This window comes from Chryseobacterium sp. 3008163 (assembly GCF_003669035.1).
Lineage (GTDB): Bacteria > Bacteroidota > Bacteroidia > Flavobacteriales > Weeksellaceae > Chryseobacterium.
On sequence record NZ_CP033070.1, the window covers coordinates 4,295,812 to 4,319,640 of the forward strand.

General features: G+C 33.0%; 26 protein-coding genes and 1 pseudogene. 11 read left to right on the forward strand and 16 right to left on the reverse strand.

Going from position 1 to position 23,829, the window contains the following annotated elements:
• Nucleotides 1-100: 100 nt before the first annotated feature.
• Nucleotides 101-892 carry a S1/P1 nuclease gene (locus tag EAG08_RS19885; protein ID WP_129536962.1) on the reverse strand — a complete coding sequence of 264 codons (792 nt, stop codon included), beginning with the start codon at nt 890-892 and terminating at the stop codon, nt 101-103.
• Between the two features lie 269 nt (nt 893-1,161).
• On the opposite strand from EAG08_RS19885, the gene EAG08_RS19890 reads away from it, so the two are divergent.
• From EAG08_RS19890 to EAG08_RS22790, 5 genes are all read left to right on the forward strand, one after another.
• Nucleotides 1,162-2,103 carry a type VI secretion system baseplate subunit TssG gene (locus EAG08_RS19890; RefSeq protein WP_129536963.1) on the forward strand — a complete coding sequence of 314 codons (942 nt, stop codon included), beginning with the start codon at nt 1,162-1,164 and terminating at the stop codon, nt 2,101-2,103.
• Between the two features lie 53 nt (nt 2,104-2,156).
• Nucleotides 2,157-3,056, forward strand: a complete 900-nt coding sequence (locus EAG08_RS19895) for a TssN family type VI secretion system protein (protein WP_129536964.1) — start codon at nt 2,157-2,159, stop codon at nt 3,054-3,056.
• 25 nt (nt 3,057-3,081) lie between these two features.
• Complete coding sequence (locus EAG08_RS19900) at nt 3,082-4,227, forward strand: hypothetical protein (protein ID WP_129536965.1); 1,146 nt, start codon at nt 3,082-3,084, stop codon at nt 4,225-4,227.
• Nucleotides 4,228-4,332: 105 nt separating this feature from the next.
• On the forward strand, nt 4,333-5,148 hold the full coding sequence (locus tag EAG08_RS19905; protein WP_262696762.1) for an aminotransferase class V-fold PLP-dependent enzyme: 816 nt from the start codon (nt 4,333-4,335) through the stop codon (nt 5,146-5,148).
• On the forward strand, nt 5,055-5,498 hold the full coding sequence (locus tag EAG08_RS22790) for an aminotransferase class V-fold PLP-dependent enzyme (protein ID WP_262696763.1): 444 nt from the start codon (nt 5,055-5,057) through the stop codon (nt 5,496-5,498). Before EAG08_RS19905 ends, EAG08_RS22790 begins: the two co-directional genes overlap by 94 nt.
• A 73-nt stretch (nt 5,499-5,571) precedes the next feature.
• Here EAG08_RS22790 and EAG08_RS19910 read toward each other — a convergent pair.
• Nucleotides 5,572-6,224 (reverse strand): annotated as a pseudogene (locus EAG08_RS19910) (metal-dependent transcriptional regulator).
• Between the two features lie 85 nt (nt 6,225-6,309).
• On the opposite strand from EAG08_RS19910, the gene EAG08_RS19915 reads away from it, so the two are divergent.
• On the forward strand, nt 6,310-7,338 hold the full coding sequence (locus EAG08_RS19915; protein ID WP_129536966.1) for a threonine aldolase family protein: 1,029 nt from the start codon (nt 6,310-6,312) through the stop codon (nt 7,336-7,338).
• Between the two features lie 144 nt (nt 7,339-7,482).
• Here the strand turns inward: EAG08_RS19915 and EAG08_RS19920 are convergent, their stop codons facing one another.
• The 6 genes from EAG08_RS19920 to EAG08_RS19945 all read right to left on the reverse strand — a co-directional run bounded on the left by EAG08_RS19920 (nt 7,483) and on the right by EAG08_RS19945 (nt 13,663).
• Nucleotides 7,483-8,349 carry a polysaccharide deacetylase family protein gene (locus EAG08_RS19920; protein ID WP_129536967.1) on the reverse strand — a complete coding sequence of 289 codons (867 nt, stop codon included), beginning with the start codon at nt 8,347-8,349 and terminating at the stop codon, nt 7,483-7,485.
• Nucleotides 8,350-8,467: 118 nt separating this feature from the next.
• A complete protein-coding gene (locus tag EAG08_RS19925; protein ID WP_129536968.1) occupies nt 8,468-9,196 on the reverse strand; it encodes a DUF72 domain-containing protein in 729 nt (242 codons plus the stop codon).
• Nucleotides 9,197-9,323: 127 nt separating this feature from the next.
• A complete protein-coding gene (locus EAG08_RS19930; RefSeq protein WP_129536969.1) occupies nt 9,324-12,065 on the reverse strand; it encodes a heavy metal translocating P-type ATPase in 2,742 nt (913 codons plus the stop codon).
• Nucleotides 12,066-12,201: 136 nt separating this feature from the next.
• Nucleotides 12,202-12,762, reverse strand: a complete 561-nt coding sequence (locus EAG08_RS19935) for a helix-turn-helix domain-containing protein (RefSeq protein ID WP_129536970.1) — start codon at nt 12,760-12,762, stop codon at nt 12,202-12,204.
• A complete protein-coding gene (locus EAG08_RS19940) occupies nt 12,759-13,154 on the reverse strand; it encodes an acyl-CoA thioesterase (protein WP_129536971.1) in 396 nt (131 codons plus the stop codon). The genes EAG08_RS19935 and EAG08_RS19940 overlap by 4 nt, the downstream gene beginning before the upstream one ends.
• A 101-nt stretch (nt 13,155-13,255) precedes the next feature.
• Nucleotides 13,256-13,663, reverse strand: a complete 408-nt coding sequence (locus EAG08_RS19945) for a DUF6157 family protein (RefSeq protein ID WP_129536972.1) — start codon at nt 13,661-13,663, stop codon at nt 13,256-13,258.
• Between the two features lie 260 nt (nt 13,664-13,923).
• Between EAG08_RS19945 and EAG08_RS19950 the strand changes: the two genes are divergently transcribed.
• On the forward strand, nt 13,924-14,307 hold the full coding sequence (locus EAG08_RS19950) for an RNA recognition motif domain-containing protein (protein WP_129536973.1): 384 nt from the start codon (nt 13,924-13,926) through the stop codon (nt 14,305-14,307).
• 111 nt (nt 14,308-14,418) lie between these two features.
• Here the strand turns inward: EAG08_RS19950 and EAG08_RS19955 are convergent, their stop codons facing one another.
• Both EAG08_RS19955 and EAG08_RS19960 read right to left on the reverse strand, forming a co-directional pair.
• Nucleotides 14,419-14,886: a BlaI/MecI/CopY family transcriptional regulator gene (locus EAG08_RS19955; RefSeq protein WP_129536974.1), complete on the reverse strand. Its 468-nt coding sequence runs from the start codon at nt 14,884-14,886 to the stop codon at nt 14,419-14,421.
• 46 nt (nt 14,887-14,932) lie between these two features.
• A complete protein-coding gene (locus tag EAG08_RS19960) occupies nt 14,933-15,580 on the reverse strand; it encodes a phosphatase PAP2 family protein (RefSeq protein ID WP_129536975.1) in 648 nt (215 codons plus the stop codon).
• Nucleotides 15,581-15,706: 126 nt separating this feature from the next.
• Between EAG08_RS19960 and pdhA the strand changes: the two genes are divergently transcribed.
• The 4 genes from pdhA to EAG08_RS19980 all read left to right on the forward strand — a co-directional run bounded on the left by pdhA (nt 15,707) and on the right by EAG08_RS19980 (nt 20,342).
• Nucleotides 15,707-16,708: a pyruvate dehydrogenase (acetyl-transferring) E1 component subunit alpha gene (pdhA, locus tag EAG08_RS19965; protein WP_047443950.1), complete on the forward strand. Its 1,002-nt coding sequence runs from the start codon at nt 15,707-15,709 to the stop codon at nt 16,706-16,708.
• Nucleotides 16,709-16,790: 82 nt separating this feature from the next.
• Complete coding sequence (locus EAG08_RS19970) at nt 16,791-18,407, forward strand: pyruvate dehydrogenase complex dihydrolipoamide acetyltransferase (RefSeq protein ID WP_129536976.1); 1,617 nt, start codon at nt 16,791-16,793, stop codon at nt 18,405-18,407.
• Between the two features lie 197 nt (nt 18,408-18,604).
• Nucleotides 18,605-19,471, forward strand: coding sequence for a GLPGLI family protein (locus tag EAG08_RS19975; RefSeq protein ID WP_129536977.1), 867 nt, complete (start codon nt 18,605-18,607; stop codon nt 19,469-19,471).
• 16 nt (nt 19,472-19,487) lie between these two features.
• Entirely contained in the window at nt 19,488-20,342 is an 855-nt protein-coding gene (locus tag EAG08_RS19980) for a GLPGLI family protein (protein ID WP_129536978.1), read from the forward strand.
• Nucleotides 20,343-20,385: 43 nt separating this feature from the next.
• Here the strand turns inward: EAG08_RS19980 and EAG08_RS23190 are convergent, their stop codons facing one another.
• The 6 genes from EAG08_RS23190 to EAG08_RS20010 form a co-directional block, all read right to left on the reverse strand.
• Nucleotides 20,386-20,511: an IS3 family transposase gene (locus EAG08_RS23190; protein ID WP_129537302.1), complete on the reverse strand. Its 126-nt coding sequence runs from the start codon at nt 20,509-20,511 to the stop codon at nt 20,386-20,388.
• 217 nt (nt 20,512-20,728) lie between these two features.
• Entirely contained in the window at nt 20,729-21,151 is a 423-nt protein-coding gene (locus EAG08_RS19990) for a hypothetical protein (protein ID WP_129536979.1), read from the reverse strand.
• 168 nt (nt 21,152-21,319) lie between these two features.
• Nucleotides 21,320-22,024, reverse strand: coding sequence for a lycopene cyclase domain-containing protein (locus EAG08_RS19995; RefSeq protein WP_129536980.1), 705 nt, complete (start codon nt 22,022-22,024; stop codon nt 21,320-21,322).
• Between the two features lie 2 nt (nt 22,025-22,026).
• Nucleotides 22,027-22,485: a sterol desaturase family protein gene (locus EAG08_RS20000; protein ID WP_129536981.1), complete on the reverse strand. Its 459-nt coding sequence runs from the start codon at nt 22,483-22,485 to the stop codon at nt 22,027-22,029.
• 3 nt (nt 22,486-22,488) lie between these two features.
• A complete protein-coding gene (locus tag EAG08_RS20005; RefSeq protein ID WP_129536982.1) occupies nt 22,489-22,956 on the reverse strand; it encodes an SRPBCC family protein in 468 nt (155 codons plus the stop codon).
• Nucleotides 22,957-22,984: 28 nt separating this feature from the next.
• Nucleotides 22,985-23,821, reverse strand: a complete 837-nt coding sequence (locus tag EAG08_RS20010; protein WP_129536983.1) for a phytoene/squalene synthase family protein — start codon at nt 23,819-23,821, stop codon at nt 22,985-22,987.
• Between the last annotated feature and the right edge of the window lie 8 nt (nt 23,822-23,829).

Consider the following 23,829-nt stretch of genomic DNA (forward strand, 5'->3'; position numbering starts at 1 on the left):
GAACTGACGGAACAAAAAAAGTGAAACCGAAGTCTCACTTTATATAATTGATAACGAATTAAAAATTGATTTTTAAAATTCACTCATTCATTATTGACACTTAAAAAAGATCATTCAATACTTTAGCCAGTCTCAAGCCTCCGTAAAGAAGCTGTCTTTCCATGGTATCGTTGAATTTGTATTGATAATCGTAACTCAATTTTGAGTCATTCGGAGTTTGTGCATAGATTTTATTGGCAATCTGATGAGAATCGTATAACCAGTTTTCTAATGTTCCTGATTGAATTTGCTTTACTTCATCTTTCGTTTTAATATCCAAAAGCTTTGCATATTCTGTATAGCTATATTTTTGTGAATCAACCAACTTTCCATCCCAAACTGAGTGTAGATTTGTTTTATCTCCAAAATAAGTAACGTTAATTTTATTTCCTCCCAAATCTTCAGATCTTCCTGTATGCATTGGCTGTGCTAAATCTCCCATCATATGAATAAGGAAAATCAAAGCAATTTTTCTGTCTTTTTCAGAAGTTTTTTCGTCTTTGATTTGTGAAGATAACGTTTTAATCTGCGAATATAGGCTTGGTCCTGACTGAGCTTTCAGATTTTTTTCAAATGATGTGAAATCTGCTTGTGGATCAATGTTCACATAATGCCATACTGAAGTCTGCTTCCACACTCCTGTAGTGTCAGACTTGATAAAATCTGGCCAGTTTGCCCAATACGCCAAACGTTCTTGCCCCATCATTTTTCTTATTTCCCTTCTTGCCTTACCAGATAAGTGGTTTTCTGCAATCTCTGCAATTACTCGGTGACCTGTCAATCCCCACGCAAAAGAATATACTGAGCTGGAGATCATTAATAAAAGCAGCATTTTAGAATAAATACTTTTCATTTTTTAATAATAATTTTAGATGGCAAAGATAGGATAGACTTTTCAAAATCAGAGTAAAATCGGAATATTTTCTTGTGATATTTATTGATTGTTAAATAAATTTAATCTGTCTTATTTTAATTAAAAAAACTGTTGTTTTACTTATTAAATTCTAAATTTATCACTAAATTGGATTAACAAAATATTTAGACATTTGTAAAAGAATATTTTTTCAAATTTGAGAGATATATTATCTTTACACTAACAACCAAAATCACGAATCACAAAGTATGTACGACAATAGCATTGTAGATATGCATTATAACAAACTGCAGACAGATTTTAAAGCTGAAGCGGTTGCCGTCAATCTCCTGAAATACCATCGGGCAGTAAGCAATATTTTTATCGACAGGATCGGAAGTAACGACCGGGCTTATTTAAAGGATATCAAAAGTATTTCTAGTCAATATCTTGGTTTTGATGAAGAAGTTCTAAGCATAAAAACCTATAGAGAAGGTATTTATGACTATTTACCTGAAGGACTTTTTCACCCGCCATCACTTAACACTTCAAGAAAAAATGTTGAAAGTGTAGTAAATGAAATCCGAAAGCAAAAACGAGTAGAAGAGGATGCACGAAAATTTTTCATGCCTTTCGAACTTGAAATTTTCTTCACAGAAATCGGCGCTTTGCTGAAAGAATACGATTTTGATCTCGCAAGCGATACCGATTCACTTTTGACGGTGTTTTCAGAGCTTTGGCCGGTTGTAAAGATGCTTGATAAAAAGAATGCGTATATTTTTATTCATATTTTACCTTTTTTCCATCAGATAAGAGGCGATAAAAAATGGTTCGAGCGTTGTATGAATTCATTTTTAGGAGTTCCTGTAGAAATTACTTTTACTCCAAATGTTATCGACAGAATTGAGGAAGAAGACGATTCTATTTTGTTGGGGAACTCAAGATTAGGCGTAACGTACATCCCAAGTGGAAAACATATGGATGGAGAAAGAAATTGGATCGTCAATGTAGGCCCGATTCCGTATGATGAAATGAAAAAGTATATTCCAGGGAATTCTTTCAGAAAAGTTCTTCAGGCTCTGTACGATTATTGTTTACCGGTACACGTAGATATTGAAGAAAATTTTGTCACCGAAAAGAAAGAATATTCGTTTATGCTGGAAGATAACGAAAGAAATTCTAACAGGCTAGGTTTCTCTACTTTTCTGTAAAATATTTTATTATATTTACAATCATCAATCACAATCATTATTAATTGAATTAAATGGAATTTTCATCAGTAAAAGGTGTATTTTTAAGATTTATATTAGTGCCACTATTGGCGGTAATTATGATGGGCATCATGGGTGCCATCAGACGAAATCAGCCTGCAATTAAAATTAAGGTTATTATCATCTATGTTTTGCTATGCAGTTTGTGCCTGGCAATTCCAGGTTTTTTTGGATTCTCAAGGAATTTATTTAATCCTTATTGGTACTTGATTTCGCAGGCGATCTACTTATTATTAGGAATCTTTCATGTTAATTTAATGCATCGATTCTTTAGAAAACATATTCAGTCATTTGGCTTAAGCGTTTTATTTGAATCTGTACTTTCGATCACATGTGTTCTTTTGGGAGCTTACTTATTCGTACTCATTTTCACTTGGATCAGTAAAGATCAGGGATATCCGATTATGTCTGCGACCAGTGCTTTGATCTTTTTTGTACCTATGGTATTTCACTACTGCTACATTCAGTTTATCAGTATTCCGGTTGATATTTATAAAACCTGGAAATATTCTCCAGATCAGAAACCACCGGATTTTGAAGGAGCAGATTTTGACCGATTAATGGTTTTAAATGTTGAATTGAGCAAGAATCTTGAAGATGCCAACCGATTTAGAATTAAAGCTAAAACTTTACCGACAGGAGTCACTTTCGGAGACTGGTTTTTCCGTGTGGTAGACGATTACAATCATAAAAATCCGAAATCAATCATTCACTTGTCAGACGAAGCGAAAGAATCATATTACTGGATATTTTACACCAAAAAATCTTTTTTCAGTTTCAGAAAATACATCGATTTTGATCAGGATATCAACACCAACAGTATTTCTGAAAATGAAGTGGTCATCTGTAAAAGGGTGATTCAGCATGAGGAAGAAGGAAAAAGAAAAGCATAATCACAAATTTTAAAAAAGTATTACTATGATACAGCCAATCAAACATTTTGCAATCAACTGGGTCGACGGGATGAAAGTTTCCCAGAGACATCTTAATGATCAGGATAATTTCTTAATAGATACGATTAGAGACGCCAATTCTTTGGCCATAACTACATATAACTACGGATTGTTGCCAATTCCGAACGAATTTACAGACAAAACTATCTTTGATGTTCATAATACGGCAACCAACGATGTTCAGCTTGTTATTAAACATTGCAGCGCCGTTACATTGGCCGGTTACAGAATTGAACTTAAAGACAGGAGAGTGAGTGTAAAATCGCTAGCGAAGTCGATGAATATGGAGGAAGATAACATCGATGGCGAATATTATATTCTTATTTCGGTAAATCCTTTTGATAAAGTTCCATTTGGTGATATTGATCCGGAAGAAATTCCCCCAAGACATCCGAATGCTCATGCGAATTATCATATCGAATTGCTTCCGGTTTCTTCACTGAACAGCAGTTATTCAGGAGGAAATTATTTGGTGGTAGGAAAGGTTGATTTTAAAGGAAATATTACTCAGGTGAATTCTACTTTTATTCCACCTTGTACTTCAGTACAAAGTCATCCTGCATTGATTGATTATTACAATGGTTATGCAAAATCAATTGGAAATCTACAACAGTACGCATTTAAAATCATTCAGAAAGCTTCCCATAAAAATCAAAATACAGCATTAGCCTTAAATGTAAAATCATTGTGTACAGTTTTGGTAAATACATTTGGAGATATGTATTTCCAGTTCAGAAATGTAATTCCTTACCAGGCACCTGTTTTTCTGATCGAATCTTTTGCGAAACTGGCTTTAAGAATGTACAATGCAACTCAGGTTTTAGTACCTGCAGAATTGGAAGAAATGCTCAATTACAGTTTAGAGTGGAGCGAAATTGCGCCTCACACTCTACTCAACCAATTATCAACGGTTGCAGAAACCAATTATGATCATCACAACTGTGGCGAACCGTTATTATACATTCAGCAGATGTTGAGAAGTCTTGAAATTATTTTCTCTAAATTGAGCGAACTTGATTACATCGGTCAGCGTAAAGAAAACATCATTGTTAATGAACAGGAAGTTTCTTCAAACACCAATCCGAAAAGAGGTTGGAGTGTTTTAGATTAGCAATTTAAACTTAAAAATACTTAATCCCGCGATTCATATTTCGGGATTTTTTATGTAAAATTGTTGAGTGAAATTCATAAAAATAATTCTGTAATTTTATCTAAAATGAACATTGAAAAAATAAGACAAGATACAAAAGGATTGTCTGACAAAATATTCTTAAACAGCGCAGGTTCTTCATTAATGCCTAGCATCGTCGTAGAATCGATGGTTGATTACTTTCATCAGGAAGAACAATTCGGAGGATACGAAGTTGCCAACAGAAATGTTGATTTACTGGAACAATTTTACAAAGAAACTGCAAAATTAATCAACTGCAAGCCTTCAAATATTGGCTTTGCAGCGAGTGCAACCGAGGCTTTTGCGAAAGCTTTGTCGAGTATTATTTTCAAGGAAGGCGATTGTATTATTACCACGGTAGACGATTATATTTCCAATCAGATTACATTTATTTCTTTACAGAAAAAACTGAATGTACAAATCTTCAGAATGAAAAATCTTCCCGATAACGAATTAGATCTGGAGGATTTTGAAAATTTAATTAAAAAATATAATCCCAAATTAGTTGCTGTCACTCATATTCCTACTAATTCCGGGTTGATTCAAAATGTAGAAGCTGTGGGCAAAATCTGCCGTCAATATGATATTTTTTATTTGGTGGATGCGTGTCAGTCTGTTGGACAAATGGTCGTCGATGTTGAAAAAATAAACTGTGATTTTCTTACGGCAACCGGAAGGAAATTTCTTCGCGGACCAAGAGGTACAGGGTTTTTATATGTTTCAGATCGAGTTTTGGAGAAAGATTATGCCCCCTGCTTTTGGATGCAATGGGCGCATATTGGTCAGAATTTAATGATTATGAATTATTTAAAACTGCAAAAAGATTTGAATATTTTGAGCATTCATACGGTTCAGTTGTAGGCTTCACTGAAACTTTAAAATATGCAAACAATGTAGGGTTGGAAAATATTGAAAATTACAACAGAAAATTATCCGAAAAACTAAGAGAGAATCTTCAGAATTCAGGTTTTAAGGTTTTAGATCAGGGAAATCGATTAAGCAGTATTGTGACTTTTTGTGGTGCGGATAATGATTTAGAGAATATTCAGAAAGTCCTTACAGAAAATAATGTATTCTTCTCTGTAAGTTATAAAAATTCTGCACTGATTGACTTTACTAACAAAAATGTGCCTGGAGCGATACGGCTTTCTCCCCATTATTTTAATACGATGGAAGAAATTGAAAAAATATCCGAAATTTTAAAAGGATAATTTGACTTTGAGAGTTTCAGTCAACTTCAGAATAATTAATTTTTCATAAGCTGAAACTCTCAAAGTCAAAAGTTTATTTTTTAACCAGAATTTTCTCCGTTGCTTTTTTACTTAAAACTTCGTGCTTTCCGTCAACTTCAACGGTTACAGATTTATCAAAATCTTCAATTTTAATGATCTTTATTTTAGTATTCAGGAGAAGTTTTCTTTCGGTTAGGTAGTTCAGAAAAGCATCATCCGATAAGGTTACAGAAGCAAAAATGACATTTTCGCCAACTTTGCAGTCGCTTAATTTCTGTAAATCCATCGAGATAATATTTCCGTCTTTATCCGGAATAGGTTCTCCGTGAGGATCGAATTTGGGATGATCTAAAATTTCATCCATCTTATCAAAAAATATTTTTGAGTGAACGTGTTCCAGCTGTTCGGCAATTTCATGAACATTTTCCCATCCGAAGTTCATTTTTTTAACCAGAAACATTTCGGTCAGTCTGTGTTTTCTGACCACCAATGCAGCTTCACGTCTGCCTTTTTCAGTAACTTTCAGTGGTTTGTAGGTTTCGTAGATAACCCATTTTTTTCTGAAAATTTCTTCATCATATTATTAACGCTCGGCATTTTCACATTGAGGAATTTGCTGAGTTCGTTAATCGTCACTTTACCTTCATTGTCAACTAAATGAAACAAAGCCTTCAGATAATTTTCTTCGGTTAATGTTGTCTTCAAAATGTTAGATGATTTTCGTTACAAATCTAACAAAATAATATTTAAAATTGAGTCTTGTTATTTTAAGTTTTTTTAATTTTACACAATGAAATTTTCATTCAAAAACGACTATTCTGAGGGTTGTCATCCCAAAATTCTTGAAGCACTTGTACATTATAACCTCGATCAGCAGGCTGGTTATGGAGAAGATCAGTATTCAGTGAAAGCTAAAGATTTAATTAAAGAAAAAATAAATAATCCAGATTCTGATGTCTATTTTGTCTCAGGTGGAACTCAGGCAAATCTTATTGTTATTTCTTCCATTTTAAAGCCTTATCAATGTGTGATTTCTGCGGCGACTGGACATATTCTGAATAATGAAACCGGAGCGATTGAAGCGACAGGACATAAAATTTTAAGCATTGAAAAAGAAGACGGAAAATTAACTCCATCCGATATTATTCCTGTCCTGGAAAATCACAAAAATATTCCGCACCAAGTAATGCCGAAGCTGGTGTACATCTCTAATTCTACTGAACTTGGAACGGTTTATACAAAAAATGAATTGGAAGGTTTATCCCTTTTCTGCAGAGACAATAATCTGTATTTATTCATGGATGGAGCAAGATTAGGACATGCTTTAACATCCGAAATTAGCGATTTAAGTTTAGAAGATGTAGCGAAATTAACCGATGTTTTTTATCTTGGTGGAACAAAAAACGGAGCGTTACTAGGCGAAGCGATTATCATCAACAATCTGCTGTTGCAGGAAGATTTTGCATTTAATATCAAACAAAAAGGAGCGTTGTTGGCAAAAGGTCGTTTATTGGGAATTCAGTTTTTAGAATTGATGCAGAATGATTTATATTTTGATCTGGCAAAACACGCCAACCAACAAGCCATGAAAATAAAAAATGCTTTACTGCAAAAGGGAGCATCTTTTCTATCTGACACCTTTACCAATCAGATTTTCCCAATTTTAAGCCATGAGCTTATTGGAATTTTATTAGAGAAATTTGAATTTTATGTTTGGAAAAATATCGATGAAAAGTCATCTGCCATCCGTTTGATTACCTCATGGAATACGAGCGACGAAGCAGTTGATGACTTTATAGAAATTATTGATAATCATTAAAAAAATCTCTCGCAGATTAAAGGGATTACGCAGATTTTTTTTGATTGAAATTAATCTGCGTAATCTACAAAATCAGCGAGAGTTTTAAACTTTCAACACTCTCTTAAAGCATTATACATCTTTTGTTTCTCTGTGGTAAAATTATTAATTCAGAACTTCATTAATTTTCGGGTATTCTGAAATTTTTCTGAATACAAAACGATTGGTTTTTTGTAGTTTTTCAATAAATAAATCCAATTCATTTACAGAATCGGCATCCGTTAAATATTGATCGTGAGTAAGAAAAACCAGATGTCTTGAAGTTTTTTCGAGATCATTAAAAAAGATACTGTCCACTTTTTTTAGCATGACCTGATGATTATCTTTAAGCTGCATTTTATTGGTGGGTTTCCATTCGAGATCCCAGCCGATTACTTTATAACCTGCAGTTTTTAATCTGTTTGCAGCTTCATTTGAAGTTTTGATATCGGTACTCGTAATATTATTGAGTCTCCAGATATTTCTTCCAGGAGTTCTGGCAATTTTATTCTGTAATCTTAAACTGTCTTTTGCAGTATCAAAATCATGCACAACCATTGCAGGATTTTGATAGAAATCTGTGTATCTGTTGTGAGCATGGGTGTGACTATGATTAGCCAATTCGATTAATTTGTCTTTTCTGAGAGATTCGAGGTCGTCTTTTTGTCGTTTGCTTCCGTTGGCATGTTCGCCCACTAAAAATGCAGTGGCACAAACATTTCGTTTATGAAGAATTTTAAGAAGATTTTCAGTACCGCGATTGGGACCATCATCAAAAGTGAGATAGATAACTCTTTTGTCTGACATGACTTCATCATCATCAATTTTCAAAACTTGCTTTGCGACGGGAGGTTCTTTAGAAATCATCGTTTCAGATTCTTTCTTGTCTTTTTTCTGATTACAACTTGTAAACAAAATTGATGTTGCACCGAACACTGCAACCATCCCTAGAAAAGTCCTGTTAAAAGACTTTTCCGCAAAAGTTTTTTTCATAAAAATTGATGGATATTAAATTGTTAAAAAATGTTAATTTTCAAGTTTTAAATTTAGCAATTTTAATACCACTATTTGTGAGAAATTTTTAGATTTAATTAAATTTTAATAAAAATTATTAAGCCAAAATTTTTTGAAGATATAAACCATTTTTAATCGCCGAAATCCCCCAGGTATTATTGAAAAATATAAATGATTTCAAACCTGAATTTTTAATTTTCTCTGCCAAATTATTTAAAAAACCTTCTGAATATTCTGATTTATAAAGTATAGGTTTTCCGTGAAGTCGATAATAAAGTACATCATTTGAATTGATTACAATATCTTCTGAAAGGTTTCCCGGAAAACTTACACCAGAGAAAATGATTTTATTGTCGTTTAGAATTTTATAAATTTGATTATTCCACCAAGATTCATGACGGAATTCAATAACATTTAAAAATTGAAAATCAATATTTTCTAAAATCCGGTTTAAATTTTCTTCCGTATTTTTAAACGAAGGTGGAAACTGATATAAAAATCCGGCAAGTTTTTCTTTTAAATTGCTTTGAATATGCATGCAGAATTCGATGATTTCTTCTTTGCAGTTTTCCAGTCTTTTTTCATGTGAAATGATCTTTGGAATTTTAATGAAAAATTTAAAATCTTCCGGAGTTTCATCAAACCATTTTTGAAGTGTTTTGGAAGTTGGCTTTCTGTAAAATGTAGAATTGATTTCAACAGCATTGAACTGCTGAGAATACAAACTTAAATAATCTTTACTTTTGGCATCTTCAGGATACAAAGTTCCCTTCCAATCGTTGTTGTAAAAACCCGAGCACCCAATGTAAAGATTTTCTTTTTTCATTTTCAAAATTCAATTAATTTATTTCTCGCTGATTTTTCAGATTAAGCAGATTCTTTTAGTTTAAACTATTTTAAGATTATTATTTTTTAAATCAAATTAATCTGCGAGAGAAAATTTCAACGAAGATTTATTTCACATTCAAATCAACAGAATTCAATCTCAACGAATTTAAAATCACAGACAAAGAACTGATGCTCATTGCCGCTGCAGCGATCATTGGAGACAATAATATTCCGAAAAAAGGATACAACAATCCTGCCGCAATCGGAATTCCCAGAACATTATAAATAAAGGCGAAAAATAGATTTTCTTTGATGTTTTTAAGAAGCTTTTCACTTAGAATTTTTGCTTTGGTAACACCAATCAAATCTCCTTTTAATAAGGTAATTTCTGCACTTTCAATAGCGACGTCGGTTCCTGTTCCCATGGCGATCCCGATATTGGCTTGCGCTAAAGCAGGGGAGTCGTTGATTCCGTCGCCGGTCATCGCTACTATTTTTCCTTGTTGCTGAAGTTTTTTGACTTCATTTAATTTATCTTCAGGAAGACAATTGGCTTTAAAATGTTTAATTCCAAGAGCGTCTGCAACAGCTTTTGCGTTATGTTCATTATCGCCTGTCATCATAATGACGTCAATTCCGTCATTCAGAAGTAATTCGACTGCTTTTTTCGAGCTCTCTTTTATTTTATCGGTAAAACTGATTAAACCTAAAACTTCATTTTCCTGCGCAACGTAAGAAATTGTATGCGCTTTTGATTGAATTTCAATTGCTTTCTGTTTTAAAATTTCAGGAATCAGAATTTGATTTGAAGTCAGTAAATTTTCATTTCCTAAATAAACGGTTTTTCCGTTGATAGTTCCTTTCACACCTTTCCCAGAAATGTTTTCAAAATCACTTACTTTTTCAGCCGAAATATTTTCATATTTTGCTTTTTTAATCACTGCATTTGACAGTGGATGTTCTGAATTTTGATTTAAAGAATAGGCTAACTTTAAAACTAAATTTTGATCATTATTTAAAGTTTCAATATGCTCAACCGACGGCTTTCCTTCAGTCAAAGTGCCTGTTTTATCGGTAATTAAAACGTTTACTTTATTCATTTGTTCAAGTGCTTCGGCATTTTTAATTAAAATACCATTCTTAGCTCCTTTACCAATTCCTACCATCAAAGACATCGGCGTTGCCAAACCTAAAGCACACGGACAAGCCACGATGAGAACGGCAACGGCATTCACAAAAGCAAACAAACTTTTTTTACCTTCCGGTCCAAAAAACTGCCATAAAATAAAGGTAATAACCGCAACTAAAATAACTACCGGAACAAAAACTTTTGCTACTTTATCCGTCAGTTTTTGTATCGGAGCACGACTTCGGCTCGCATCGTTGACCATTTTAATAATCTTTGAAAGCAACGTTTCATCGCCCACTTTTTCAGCTTTCATGATAAAAACGTGATTCCCGTTAATGGTTCCTGACGTTACTTTGTCATCCAGATTTTTCTCTACAGGAATAGGTTCGCCGGTTATCATACTTTCGTCAACCACAGAATTTCCTTCCGTAATTTTTCCATCCACAGGAATTTTTTCGCCGGGTTTTACTTTTAATAGATCTCCAATTTTTATTTCTGAAAGCGGAACTTTTTTTTCCTCGCCATTTACCATTAAATTGGCTTCATCCGGAGAAAGATTCATCAATTCTTTGATGGCATTTCCTGTTTTCTTGTGAGCAACAGCTTCCATTAGCTGACCTAAAATAACTAAGGTGATAATGACACAAACTGCCTCAAAATACAACGGGCTTTTATGATTATGCCCTCGAATTTCGTGAGGAACAATATCTGGGAAAAGTAAAGCAACAATGCTAAACAAAAACGCAGCGGAAACACCTAAAGCAATCAGGCTAAACATATTCAGGTTCCAAGTTTTAAATGAAATAAATCCTCTTTTCATCAAAAACCATCCTGAGTAGAACAGCACAGGAATCGTTAAAACAAGTTCAATGTAACCTTGAATTTGATGTGAAAAAGGAAAATCAATAAACATTCCGCCCATCGAAAGAATAAAAACGGGAATTGTGAATGCTAACGAAGTGATGAATTTTCTTTTTAAAATATTGAACGTTTCATCTTCTTGATTGTCACCATTTTTATCAGGATATCTTACCAAGTCCATTCCGCAAACAGGACAGCCAACGTTGGAGTCATAGGTTTTATCTCCTTCACAAAACATTGGGCAATAATATTTCCCCGCCATGTCATCCGTAACTTTTGGTTTTTCCTGATGCTGATGATTGTGGGAATGCGAATGATGATTTGAAACTGAATTTTTAACTAAATCTTCCGTGATTTTTTCTAAATGCATGTGACAAACCGGACAGTCGCCTTTTTCATCATAAATTTTGTCACCCTCACAGAACATCGGACAGTAATAATCACCGATATGATCTTTAAAATTTTCAGGTAAATTGGTTTTAGAAAAAGTAGGTTTAAAATTGGGATCTTTTGCCAATTTTTCCTCAATCGGAACTAAAAACATGTTGCAGACCGGACATCTTTCGCCCTGCTTAAAATATACTTTTTCGCCTTCGCATTCCATCGGGCAATAATAAACGGAAGATGGAGAAACTCTATCCTGAGGTTTTACAAAAACTTTATCTGGATTATGTGGGTCTTCAAGTTTATAATTTCCTGCTTCTTCTAAGGCTTTATTTAATTCATTTAATTTAATTTCTCGATCAGAATTGATGGTCGCTGTATTGCTTTTGAGATCAATATCTGCATTTATATTTTCAAGACTGTTGAGTTTTTCTGAAATTTTATTTTGGCAACCTGAGCAGGTCATCCCAAGTATTTTATATTGTTTTTGCATTATCTTAAATTTATTCTACAAATTTCCAAAATGAAAATGGAAGACTGTTATAAATTTAAGGATAATAGTTACAGAATTTGGTTAGTTAGCTAAAGTTGTTAGACTGTAACTAAATAACTGATGACTCATTCGCTTTTCAAATTTGATCCAACGGTTTTCTGTTCTGAACTTCTAGTTTTTTAAACTGAGTAGGGGTGTAGCCCGTTGTACTTTTAAATTGCGAGGAAAGATGCTGCACACTTTTATAACCCATGTGTCCGGCAATTTCGGTTAAAGTAAAATCGTTGTTGAAAAGAAGTTCTTTAACTTTTTCAATTTTTTGGAGAATATAATATTGCTCTAAAGTGACATTTTCGTTTTGCGAAAAAACTTTAGATAAAGAACTGTAATCTTTGTGTAAGGCACTACTTAGGAAATTTGATAAAACAAAATTTTCATCTGTATCTAATCTTCCTATTTTTAGAATAACAAGATTTTTAATATTTTCGATAAGTTGTTGAGAGGGGGCTTTTAAAATTTCAAAGCCAATTTCTTCAAGCTTATTTTCAATTGGGAGCAACTCATTTTCTGAAATGTCAGATTCAGTCTCAACTTCTCCTAATTGGATACATTGAACCTTAATTTCAGATTTTTTAAAAATATCAGCAACGGCGGAAATACAACGGTCGCAAACCATATTTTTTATGAGAATTTTCATGACGGGTTGCCCAATCGGTCTTTTACAAATTCTACTTTTGTTTTTCCGTGCGGTGAAGGATTTCCGTCTTCATTAAGATTTACCATTACAATTCTGTCAACAGTAATGATGGTTTGATGGGTCATTTTGTTTCTTACAGCGCATTTTAAAGTTAATGAAGTTGACCCAAAAGCTGAAACTTCAATTCCAATTTCTATAATATCCCCCTGTTTTGCAGAACTTACAAAGTTGATTTCTGAGATATATTTTGTTACCACTTTTTTGTTTTCAAGTTGAATTACAGCATACAAAGCTGCTTCCTCATCGATCCATTGTAAAAGTCTTCCTCCAAAAAGTGATTGGTTAGGATTTAAATCTTCAGGTTTTACCCATTTTCTGGTGTGATAATTCATGAAATTGATATTTGAAACACAAATTTAATGTTTAAAACTGAATTTTTTGTGTGTTTATCATGTTTTAATCAAAACGAGAGCATTTATAAACTCAATTATTTTCACTTGGAACGCATCGCTTTTACTTTTTTGAACGAATCATTTTTTAGGAAATTCTGATATTTTTCACTCTCAATTGGAATCATTTCGACTTTATTTTCTGCATTATGATAGAATCCAAATCCATATCTTTTTGTTAGAGCTGAACAGCGAAGACAAGGTTGACCTTTGGAAAAGAACTTATCTCTTTCATGCTCTTTTTCCTTGTCTGAAATGTCATTTTTAATCATATAATATTTGAAACTGAGATCGTCTGAAGTGTATTTGTATGGATTTTTGCTTAAAAATCCATACTGCAAATTCGCAACTGTTTTTTCTTTCTTTTCAGATGGAATCTGACTTTCTGAAACAGGGCAGTCTTCTGCAACTTCAATAAACGTATTGATAGAGTTTGTAGTGTGGTATTTCATATCTATTTTTAATGGTTTTGAGGTGTATTTTAAGGATGTATTGATTGTAAATATTTCATGTAAATGTTTGATTTAAAGCTAAATTACTACAATCTTATATTAAATTTTCTTTAATAGATGAAATAGTTTAAAAAAAGTTTTGATTTATTTAATTTAATTGTATCTTGCAAGCGTTTATATCAGGAATCAATATTATGTTCATTATTATGTTGCTTTTCTTTTATACCAGAATTTATATTAATTTTTAATTTTTTTTTACAATGAACATTTTTGTTTCAAACATCAATTACGCAACTAAAGAATATGAGTTGCACGATTTATTCGCAGAATTTGGCGATGTATCATCTGCTAAAATTGTTACAGACAGAGAAACTGGTCGTTCTAGAGGTTTCGGTTTCGTAGAAATGGGTGACGAAGAAGGAGCTCAAGCTATCGAAGCTCTTAATCAAAAAGAACTTAACGGAAAGATTCTTAACGTGTCTGAGGCTAAGCCAAGAGAAGAAAAACCAAGAAGAAGTTTTGATAATAACAGAAGCGGAGGTGGAAGTTATGGTAACAACCGTTCAGGAGGTAACTCTGGTGGTGGTAGTTACGGAAACAACAACAACCGTGGAGGTAACGGAGGCGGCGGAAGTCGTTGGTAAAAAATTGAAGCGGCTTTTAAGCCGCTTTTTTTATGTCTTTATTGTAAGAAAAAATAGTATTGAATTAATTTTCTGTTTTAAACTAACAACCAGAAACTAATAACTAAACTACTAATCTTTTTTCTTCTTCTTTTTCTTATCCTTTCCTTTTTTATCTTTCTTAGGATTCAGTATTTCTTCAGCATATTCGAGAGTTGGAGTTTTTACTTTTACAGGTTTCATTTCAATTTTAAGATCAAAATATTCTTTAAGATCATTCTGAGATACCAGATTTTCTTTAAACAAAAATTCTAAAATTTCTTTGCCAGAATTATTGAAAAAATTCTGCGTGAGTTCTCTCAATATAAATTTTTTATACTCGTCAAAAGGAACGATGACGCTGTATTTAAAAATACGGCCTTCTTTTTCTGTAGATAAATAACCTTTTTCAACCAATATTTTCAGGTAAGTAGAAACTGTATTTTGATGCGGTTTTGGTTCAGGATGTTTCTCCATGACATCTTTTAAATAAAAAGAATTTAAGTCCCAAAAAAGCTTCATTAAGTTCTCTTCTGCTGATGTAAGATGATTTATTTTCATATTTAAATTTTATAAAATAGTAGGGTATCGCTTTTTCGCAAAGTATTTATTTGATTGTAGTTTCCACAGGAATCACTTCAGTCGGTATATCATTGCGCTGATACTTATTGTTGCAATAAAGATAAATAAAAGAAACCAAAACAGCGATGCCTGCTCCCGTAAATACTTCTTTTACGGTATGTCTTTTCAGAATAACTCTCGTAATTCCGACCAAAATTGCAATCGCAAGCCATGCAAAACCAATTTTCACATCAAATGCAAAGAATAACGCAGAGACAAATACATTGAATGCAGTATGCATCGAGCTTTTAATATATAAATTACTGAACTGTAATGCGAACAGAAGAATTAAAATAAACAACATCACGAAATCTATAAAGCCATTCTTAATATAATTGAACGTCAAATAAGAAACAATACAGACAGCAATGAAAATATACAATGTTTTTCTTTGAACTCTATTTGATACGTCCATATTGGTATATCGACCTGTTTTTACATTCCAGACAATCCAGATAATTACCGGAAGAATGGTCATCAGTAAAATAGGCAAAAAGTGTGTGAAAGCTTCTTTAAAGGTGTAATTCTGAATACTGAAATACACGAAATAGATAACCAAAGAAACTAAAGGATTAAAAAAATCTGAAATAATTCTTGAAACAATGTGTAGTAATGAGGTCTTTTTTTCTTCCATATTGAAGTTTGTGATGTAAATATAACATTATAACTAAAAAAACAATTGCTCTATATATAATAAAAACAAAGTTTTTTTTATATTTTTGCTCAACTATTTCATAATAAATAAGCAAGAAGCTAGCACATGAAAGAATTTTCTAAAGAGGTATACCTGAAGTGGTATGAAGATATGACAATGTGGAGAAGGTTTGAAGACAAATGCCGTTCTCTTTATTTAAAACAAAAAATCAGAGGTTTTTTACATTTGTACAACGGTCAGGAAGCTATTCCGGCTGGTTTTACGCATGCAATGGATTTAACTAAAGACAGCATGATCACTGCTTACAGATGTCACATTCATCCGATGGCAATGGGAGTAGACCCAAAAAGAATCATGGCAGAACTTTGTGGTAAAGCTACAGGTACTTCAGGAGGTATGGGTGGATCTATGCACATTTTTAGTAAAGAACACAGATTTTACGGAGGTCATGGTATTGTAGGAGGTCAAATTCCTTTGGGAGCAGGTATTGCTTTTGCAGATAAATATTTCGACAGAAAAGCGGTAAACATCTGTTTCTTCGGAGACGGTGCTGCAAGACAAGGTTCTCTTCACGAAACTTTCAACATGGCAATGAACTGGAAACTTCCGGTAGTATTTGTGGTTGAAAACAATCAATATGCGATGGGAACTTCTGTAAAAAGAACTGCTAATCACGAAGATATCTACAAACTAGGATTAGGTTACGAAATGCCTTGTTTAGCCGTTGATGCAATGGATCCTGAGAAAGTGGCTGAAGCTGCTTACGAAGCTATTGAAAGAGCTAGAAGAGGAGACGGACCGACTTTCATTGAAGCAAGAACGTACCGTTTCAGAGGTCACTCAATGTCTGATGCTGAGCCTTACAGATCTAAGGATGAAGTTGCTATTGCAAAAAAAGACGATCCAATAGAATTAATCAAAGCGAGAATCTTAGAAAACAACTGGGCAACTGAAGAAGAATTGGAAGCTACAGATAACAAATCAAGAGACTTTGTAGAAGAGTGCATCGAGTTTATGGAAAATTCTCCATACCCGACCGCAGAAAAAATCTACGAGTATGTTTACGCTCAGGAAGATTATCCATTCTTAGACAAATTAGAAAACTAAAAATTAATAATTAATTTGATATTTGAATTTGAGGCTATCTAATCTCAAATCTCGAATCTCGAATCTCAAATCAATATAGATTATGGCAGAAGTTATTACAATGCCACGTCTTTCCGACACGATGACGGAAGGTAAGGTGGCGAAATGGCATAAAAAAGTAGGAGATAAAATAAAGGAAGGAGATATTTTAGCTGAAATTGAAACAGATAAAGCGGTTCAGGATTTCGAATCTGAAATTGAAGGAACTCTTTTATTTGTAGGAGTTGAAGAAGGTGCTGCTGCGGCAGTTGATTCTATTTTAGCAATTATCGGTCAAGAAGGTGAAGATATTTCTTCTTTAAAAGGAGGAAATGCTCCGGCGGCTGAAGGTGCTTCTGAAGAGAAAAAATCTGAAGAAGAATCTAAAACTGAAAACGAATCTACAAGCGTTGAGCAAACTTCAGCTGAAGTTCCTGCAGGAGTAGAAGTAATTACAATGCCAAGACTTTCTGATACAATGACAGAAGGTAAGGTAGCTAAATGGCACAAAAACGTTGGAGATACAGTAAAAGAAGGAGACTTACTTGCTGAGATCGAAACAGATAAAGCAGTTCAGGATTTTGAATCTGAATTCAATGGAGTTCTTCTAAAACAAGGTGTTGAAGAAGGCGGAGCTGCACCAGTTGACAGTGTTTTGGCAATTATCGGCCCTGAAGGAACTGATGTTTCAGGAGTTGGAGCTGCAAAACCGGCAACAAAATCTGAAGACAAACCAGCTGAGCAAAAATCTGCAGCGAAAGCAGAAGAGAAATCGGTTGCACAAACTGCAAATACTTCTTCATCGGACAGAGTAGCTATTTCTCCTTTAGCTAAAAAAATAGCTCAGGATAAAGGCGTTGACATCAACAGTCTTCAAGGTTCTGGTGAAAACGGAAGAATTGTGAAAAAAGATATTGAAAACTATCAGCCTTCACAAAAATCTGAAGCTGCTCCGGCACAAAATAATGCTGCTGCTCAGGTTGCTTTAAGCTTTGTACAGGGAGAAGATACAGAAACTCCAAACTCTCAGGTAAGAAATATCATTGCGAAACGTCTTGCTGAAAGTAAGTTCTCTGCTCCTCACTATTATCTAATGGTTGAAATCAACATGGATAAAGCGATTGAGGCAAGAAAAGAAATCAACTCATTACCAGATACTAAAATTTCATTCAACGATATGATTATTAAGGCGACAGCAGTTGCTTTAAGAAAACATCCGCAGGTGAACTCAAGCTGGGCAGGAGATAAAGTAATTCACAGAGGAAACATCAATGTTGGAGTAGCAGTTGCGATTCCTGACGGATTGGTAGTTCCGGTTCTAAAGAATACAGACCAAATGAATTACACTCAGATTTCTGCTGCTGTGAAAGATATGGCTGGAAGAGCAAAATCTAAAGGTCTTAAAGCAAACGAAATGGAAGGGTCTACATTCTCTATCTCAAACTTAGGAATGTTCGGAATTGAAACCTTTACAAGTATTATCAATCAACCAAATGCTGCAATTCTTTCAGTAGGTGCTATTGTTGAGAAACCAATCGTAAAAGATGGTCAAATTGTAGTAGGGAATCTTATGAAACTTTCATTAGCGTGTGACCACAGAGTAGTTGATGGTGCTACGGGAGCTCAGTTCTTGCAGACATTAAAAACATATTTAGAAAGTCCATTAACATTGTTACTGTAATTTTCTTTTTATATTATACTAAAAACCTCTCATCTCGAGAGGTTTTTTTGTTTTAAATTTTACTTAATCGTTCAATTCTTAATTTTACTTCTAACTTCTAACTTCTAACTTCTAACTTCTAACTTCTAACTTCTAACTTCTAACTTAAGAATCTTTGCCAATAGAGAATAATATCCTATTTTAGTGAAAAAATTTAAATGAAGAAAATTATTTTCGGATTGCTTTCTTTTTTAGGCATCGCAACCTACTCCCAAAATCAGCGATTTTCTTATGAATATAAATTTGTAAGAGATTCCACAGAAAAAGATAAAGCTGAAACTGAAGTGATGCTTTTAAATGTTTTTTCTAAAGGTTCTCAGTTTTACAGTAAAGATACTTTTGATTCTGATTCAATCATTAATGAGGAATTTAAAAAACAGTCTAAAGGTGGAAGTATGGACATAAATTTAACTGGATTTAAGGCAAAAGGAAAAGTGAGATATCAAATTGAGAAAAATTATCCTGATTATTCTGTAAACTTTTTCACACAGTTGGGTTCTTCGGAATATATGATCCAAGAATCTAGAAAAATAGATTGGAAAATATTGCCTGAAAATGAAAAAGTGGGTGAGTTTAACACTCAGAAAGCAACTTGCAACTATGTCGGTAGAGTTTGGACTGCTTGGTTTACTACAGACATCCCAATTCAGGATGGGCCACACAAATTTCATGGTTTACCTGGTTTAATTGTAAAATTGGAAGACAAAACAAAATCTCATACTTATGAACTGAAAGGGGTGAGGAAATTCAGTAATGAAAATGAATGGAAAAGTTTCAAAGACAAAGAAAGGTATGAGCCATTAATTGTTTTAAATGATAAAAAATACAAGAAAGTTTATTTGGATAATAGGGCAGATCCTAATAAAGGATTAAGAAGTCTTTTAGCAGAAGGCGGGAAAGTTGAAATGAAAGATGCTTCTGGAAAGATCATGGATACCAATCAAATAATGAAGGACAGAGAAAAAAAACAGGTTGAAGCAAACAAGAAAAATAATAATCCGCTGGAATTAGACTTATTAAAATAATTTAGAAATATTTTAAATGATACAAACGAAAACATTACTAATTGCTATTTTTACATTTTTAAGTCTATATTTTACTGCACAAAGCCAACGATTTGCATACGAATATGTATTCGTAAAAGACTCTACAAAAATGAATGACAAAGAGTCTGAGCTCATGTATCTTGATGTCTCCAAAAAAGGTTCGAAATTCTTCAGCCAGAAAAGAGAAATAGCAGATTCTCTACATTTGGAGATTGTAAAAAATCAAAATAAAGATTTTAGCGGAATTGACTATGGATTAGTTGTATATGTAGTTGAAAAATCTTATCCTGATTTTAAAATAAATTTATTTGATAACCTTGATATGAGTAAATACAAGATTTCTGATAATCGCAAAATGGATTGGAAGATTCTTTCGGAAAAAGAAACAATTGGAGATTTAAATGCCCAAAAAGCAACCTGTAATTTTGCCGGAAGAACGTGGACAGCCTGGTTTGTATCTGACATTCCCATTCAGGATGGCCCTTACAAATTTAATGGTTTGCCTGGATTAATTATTAAAATTGAAGATAAAACTAAATCGCATTCATTTGTTCTGAAAGAAATCAAAAAATTACGGTCTGATCAAGAATGGAAAAGTGACGGAGAAAAGAAAAGTTTTAATGCCATAATTGCCATAGATCAGGAAAAATACAAGAAACAGTTTAAAGATAACAGAGAAAATCCAACAAAAGGTATGCGTCAAATGATGTCTGGAGGTAATAAAATAATGATGATAGATGAAAAAGGGAAGCCTTTGGACATTGAGGAAATGATGCGTGACATGGAAAAAAATGCTAAAGCAAATAATGCTAAGAACAATAATGTTTTGGAACTGGATTTACTACAATAAAAAACTCCCGAAACTTTAGACTGCCACCAATTGTTAGACAAAATTAAACAATATAATTAGATGAAAGAGTTCGGTACTGTATCGGGCTCTTTCCTTTTAAATTTAACCTTATTCTGTCGTTGTTGTAATAAGTGATGTATTGTTTTATTTCTTTTCTAAGCTCATCGATTGTTTTAAAAACGGTCTATAGACAACAATCTTCCCAAAGTATCAATAACAAATAAATTCTTTTTGATACTCCCTGATGACTTATAATTTAAAGCCTGTTCCAAATTTTCTTTTCATAAAAAATGCCCCTAAAAAGTGTCTAACTTTTTTGGGGCAGTCCAGTAAGCTGGGGATTTTCTGTTGTAAGAATATATATAATTTGATTTGGGCGGTGGTTTCTATGCTACTGCTTCGTTTTTAAATATATTCTTCATAGAAACTCCTGTTTCTTTTCCAAAAAGACAAGAGAATATATTTTGAAATTCATGAATGTACTTGCATTTAATTGTATTTCCATAAATTTTCAAACCTTCAACGATTTTCTTTGAACTTAAATCGATATCATACTTGATAAATGATTCTGGTCTTTCGTATCTGATTCTGTGATCTGAACTATAAGTTCTTGAAAACCCAAATTTTACTAACCAATCTTCATTAATGCTGATAGGGTTGATAGAATCTGCAGGTACTGCCAAAGATTGATAATCATTTTCAATCTTTACAGAATAATCATTATTCTCATTGTGAAAAATCTCTGTAATCGTGAAAATCTGGCCTCTATAATCTACCAGATTTTTAATTTTCAAATCTGTTACTTTCATAATAATAGTGTGGTTTGATTAATAGTTTGCAAATACTATGCCTCGCATTGCTCATGTGGTATGTAATATGATAAATAATTCTAAATTTTAGGTAAATTAGTTGTTAACTAAATTTTCAAACCCAGTTTAGCTTAAAAAGGTCTTCAATATTCATTAAATCTCAGTTTTCTATATCAAATCAGGATTGTTTTCTTCTTTTTTAAATTTATAAAATAAAAAGATATTCCATAGAATCATTTCGTAACCATAAACGGTGTCTTCGACAGGTATTGTTAAAATTCTTAATCCAATTATTCTCTCAGGATTGTAATTGACAATAGGAGAGTCGAGCCCGGTTCCTGTGAGGATTCCGTTGACTGCGAGAAAGCCGGGCATCAGTATTAAATAAATAAAGGAAGCTTTACCAATCCATCTTGCTTTTAAAATAAAGCATAGAATGAAAAGACTGATCGCTGTGGTGAGAAACGTAACGAAAGGATAAATTTTGTCTTCAAAATGAACCGCTAAACAAAGTAAAATTATAATTGAAACGATTACAAATATCTTTTCAAGACTTTCTTTCCAATCGAGTTTGAAAAATTTATCTAAACAAAAATAAGTAAACACACATGAGAAAGGAATACAGATAAAAAACATCAACTCTTCAATCGGAAGTCCAAACAATCTTTTTCCCATCAGATATCGGTCATTAAACCACCAAACTCCAATATCAGTAAACCAAACATCCCAAGCAATAAAAAATAAAGCTACTGAAAAAGAAGCCATAATAAACGCTTTAAAATGTTTGTGAAACTTTATTTTCGGATGAAATGAAAATAAAAAACAGATAATCACAGTGAAAAAATTAATCGCCAAATACGTGTATTGCCACATGATTACTTTTTGTTTTTATTAAAATACATTTTAAAATATTTCACAGGAACCCACAAAAACCCGAAACATTCTCCCATTTCCTTCCCAGTATGCTTGTGATGTTGTTTATGAGCACGTCTTATAGCCAATAAATAAGGATTTTGGGTGTCTCTGAGAAATTTAAAACGTTGATGGATAAAGATGTCGTGAACGAAAAAATATGCCATTCCGTATAATGTAATCCCGATAGCGATATAGAAGTAAGCATTGAAATTATTGATTGTGCCGTAATACATCAGAGCAATTGTTGGGATTGCAAAAATTGCAAAGAAATAATCATTTCTTTCTAAGTCTCCTTCGTTGCTGTGGTCGTGATGATCTCTATGAAGCGTCCACAAAAAACCATGCATTATATATTTATGAACCATCCACGTAATGCCCTCCATGATGAAAAATGTTGCAACAACTATTAGAAAATTCATTATTTATTCTTTTTTAGAATTAAACATTTCTTCCAGAATATTAAAACGGTAACTGAAAATTTGTTCCAATTTATTTTTCACAAAAAGTTTGTGAGCAATTTCACCTAAAAATCCCATCGGAAGTTCATAGTCCACGGTATCTTTTATTAAAACACCTTTTTCATTTGGAATAAATTCATGAAAATGATTCCACAATTTATAAGGTCCTTTCATTTGAAAGTCTGTGAAACTTCTGCTTTGATCGACTTGTGTAATTTCTGTTCGCCAATCCATTTTAATGCCTAAAAGTGGTGAAACATAATAATCGATAGTCATTCCTTCGTAAATTTCGTCGTTCTCCAATTTTGTTCGAACGATGAAATTCATGTCTTTCGGAGTGATTTTAGAAAGATTATTGGCTGATGAAAAGAATTTCCAGGCAGTTCCTATATCACAGTTTAATTGTTGTTCTCTTTTAAGTTGGTGTACCATCTTTTTGATTTAAGGTAAATTTTAGATTCTATAAATAAGATATTTTGTATTGAACATAACTGCTCATCATCAGCGAAAATTTTCTTCCGTTTGAAATTCTGATTCTTTGATTGATAATTTTTTTTGCCGGAGTTCTTTTAATTTTTCTAAATAACGAAATATAATATCTGTACGCCAAATAAACGCCAAATCTCGCTGAGTTTGGTAAACTTTTAATGCCTTCTAAAGCTTCTTTAAATTCTTGCTGAATATCATTCTCAATATGTTCTTTCACCGAATTATCAAAATCAGTAATATCAACATTAGGAAAATAAGTGCGCCCCAAAACCTGATAATCATCTTTCAAATCTCTCAAAAAATTGACTTTCTGAAAAGCCGAACCCAATTTCATCGCCGAAGGTTTCAGTATTTTATATTGCTCTTTATTTCCGTTCACAAAAATATGAAGACACATTAAACCAACAACTTCTGCAGAACCGAGAATATATTGTTTATATAAATCTGAATTGTAATCAATTTTCTGAAGATCCATTTCCATACTGTCGAGAAATTGGTAAATCAATTGTACATCAATTTCATACCGATGAATGGTTTCCTGAAAGCATTGCAAAATAGGATTTAAAGAAATTTTTTCTTCCAAAGCCTGATTCGTCTGCTCTCTGAAGCGTGCCAATAGAGTAGAACGGTCAAAATCATGGAAGCTGTCGACAATTTCATCCGCTAAACGCACATATCCGTAGATAGCGTAAATTGAATTTCTAATTTTTGGTGACAAAGCCAAAATACCCAATGAAAAACTGGTGCTGTACTGCTTTGTGGTCTGTTTACTGATCTTGTAAGAGAGATCGTCAAATAGTTTTTTCATAGTATTCT

Coding starts and splice junctions, on each gene's coding strand:
- EAG08_RS19960 (WP_129536975.1), bottom strand. CDS start 15,580: ATGGAAGAAAAAAAGACCTCATTACTACACATTGTTTCAAGAATTATT.
- EAG08_RS20010 (WP_129536983.1), bottom strand. CDS start 23,821: ATGAAAAAACTATTTGACGATCTCTCTTACAAGATCAGTAAACAGACC.
- EAG08_RS19950 (WP_129536973.1), top strand. CDS start 13,924: ATGAACATTTTTGTTTCAAACATCAATTACGCAACTAAAGAATATGAG.
- EAG08_RS19930 (WP_129536969.1), bottom strand. CDS start 12,065: ATGCAAAAACAATATAAAATACTTGGGATGACCTGCTCAGGTTGCCAA.
- EAG08_RS19990 (WP_129536979.1), bottom strand. CDS start 21,151: ATGAAAGTAACAGATTTGAAAATTAAAAATCTGGTAGATTATAGAGGC.
- EAG08_RS20000 (WP_129536981.1), bottom strand. CDS start 22,485: ATGAATTTTCTAATAGTTGTTGCAACATTTTTCATCATGGAGGGCATT.
- EAG08_RS19900 (WP_129536965.1), top strand. CDS start 3,082: ATGATACAGCCAATCAAACATTTTGCAATCAACTGGGTCGACGGGATG.
- EAG08_RS19925 (WP_129536968.1), bottom strand. CDS start 9,196: ATGAAAAAAGAAAATCTTTACATTGGGTGCTCGGGTTTTTACAACAAC.
- EAG08_RS19945 (WP_129536972.1), bottom strand. CDS start 13,663: ATGAAATACCACACTACAAACTCTATCAATACGTTTATTGAAGTTGCA.
- pdhA (WP_047443950.1), top strand. CDS start 15,707: ATGAAAGAATTTTCTAAAGAGGTATACCTGAAGTGGTATGAAGATATG.
- EAG08_RS19885 (WP_129536962.1), bottom strand. CDS start 892: ATGAAAAGTATTTATTCTAAAATGCTGCTTTTATTAATGATCTCCAGC.
- EAG08_RS19895 (WP_129536964.1), top strand. CDS start 2,157: ATGGAATTTTCATCAGTAAAAGGTGTATTTTTAAGATTTATATTAGTG.
- EAG08_RS22790 (WP_262696763.1), top strand. CDS start 5,055: ATGGGCGCATATTGGTCAGAATTTAATGATTATGAATTATTTAAAACT.
- EAG08_RS19970 (WP_129536976.1), top strand. CDS start 16,791: ATGGCAGAAGTTATTACAATGCCACGTCTTTCCGACACGATGACGGAA.
- EAG08_RS19915 (WP_129536966.1), top strand. CDS start 6,310: ATGAAATTTTCATTCAAAAACGACTATTCTGAGGGTTGTCATCCCAAA.
- EAG08_RS19940 (WP_129536971.1), bottom strand. CDS start 13,154: ATGAATTATCACACCAGAAAATGGGTAAAACCTGAAGATTTAAATCCT.
- EAG08_RS20005 (WP_129536982.1), bottom strand. CDS start 22,956: ATGGTACACCAACTTAAAAGAGAACAACAATTAAACTGTGATATAGGA.
- EAG08_RS19905 (WP_262696762.1), top strand. CDS start 4,333: ATGAACATTGAAAAAATAAGACAAGATACAAAAGGATTGTCTGACAAA.
- EAG08_RS19920 (WP_129536967.1), bottom strand. CDS start 8,349: ATGAAAAAAACTTTTGCGGAAAAGTCTTTTAACAGGACTTTTCTAGGG.
- EAG08_RS19955 (WP_129536974.1), bottom strand. CDS start 14,886: ATGAAAATAAATCATCTTACATCAGCAGAAGAGAACTTAATGAAGCTT.
- EAG08_RS19980 (WP_129536978.1), top strand. CDS start 19,488: ATGATACAAACGAAAACATTACTAATTGCTATTTTTACATTTTTAAGT.
- EAG08_RS19995 (WP_129536980.1), bottom strand. CDS start 22,024: ATGTGGCAATACACGTATTTGGCGATTAATTTTTTCACTGTGATTATC.
- EAG08_RS19935 (WP_129536970.1), bottom strand. CDS start 12,762: ATGAAAATTCTCATAAAAAATATGGTTTGCGACCGTTGTATTTCCGCC.
- EAG08_RS19975 (WP_129536977.1), top strand. CDS start 18,605: ATGAAGAAAATTATTTTCGGATTGCTTTCTTTTTTAGGCATCGCAACC.
- EAG08_RS19890 (WP_129536963.1), top strand. CDS start 1,162: ATGTACGACAATAGCATTGTAGATATGCATTATAACAAACTGCAGACA.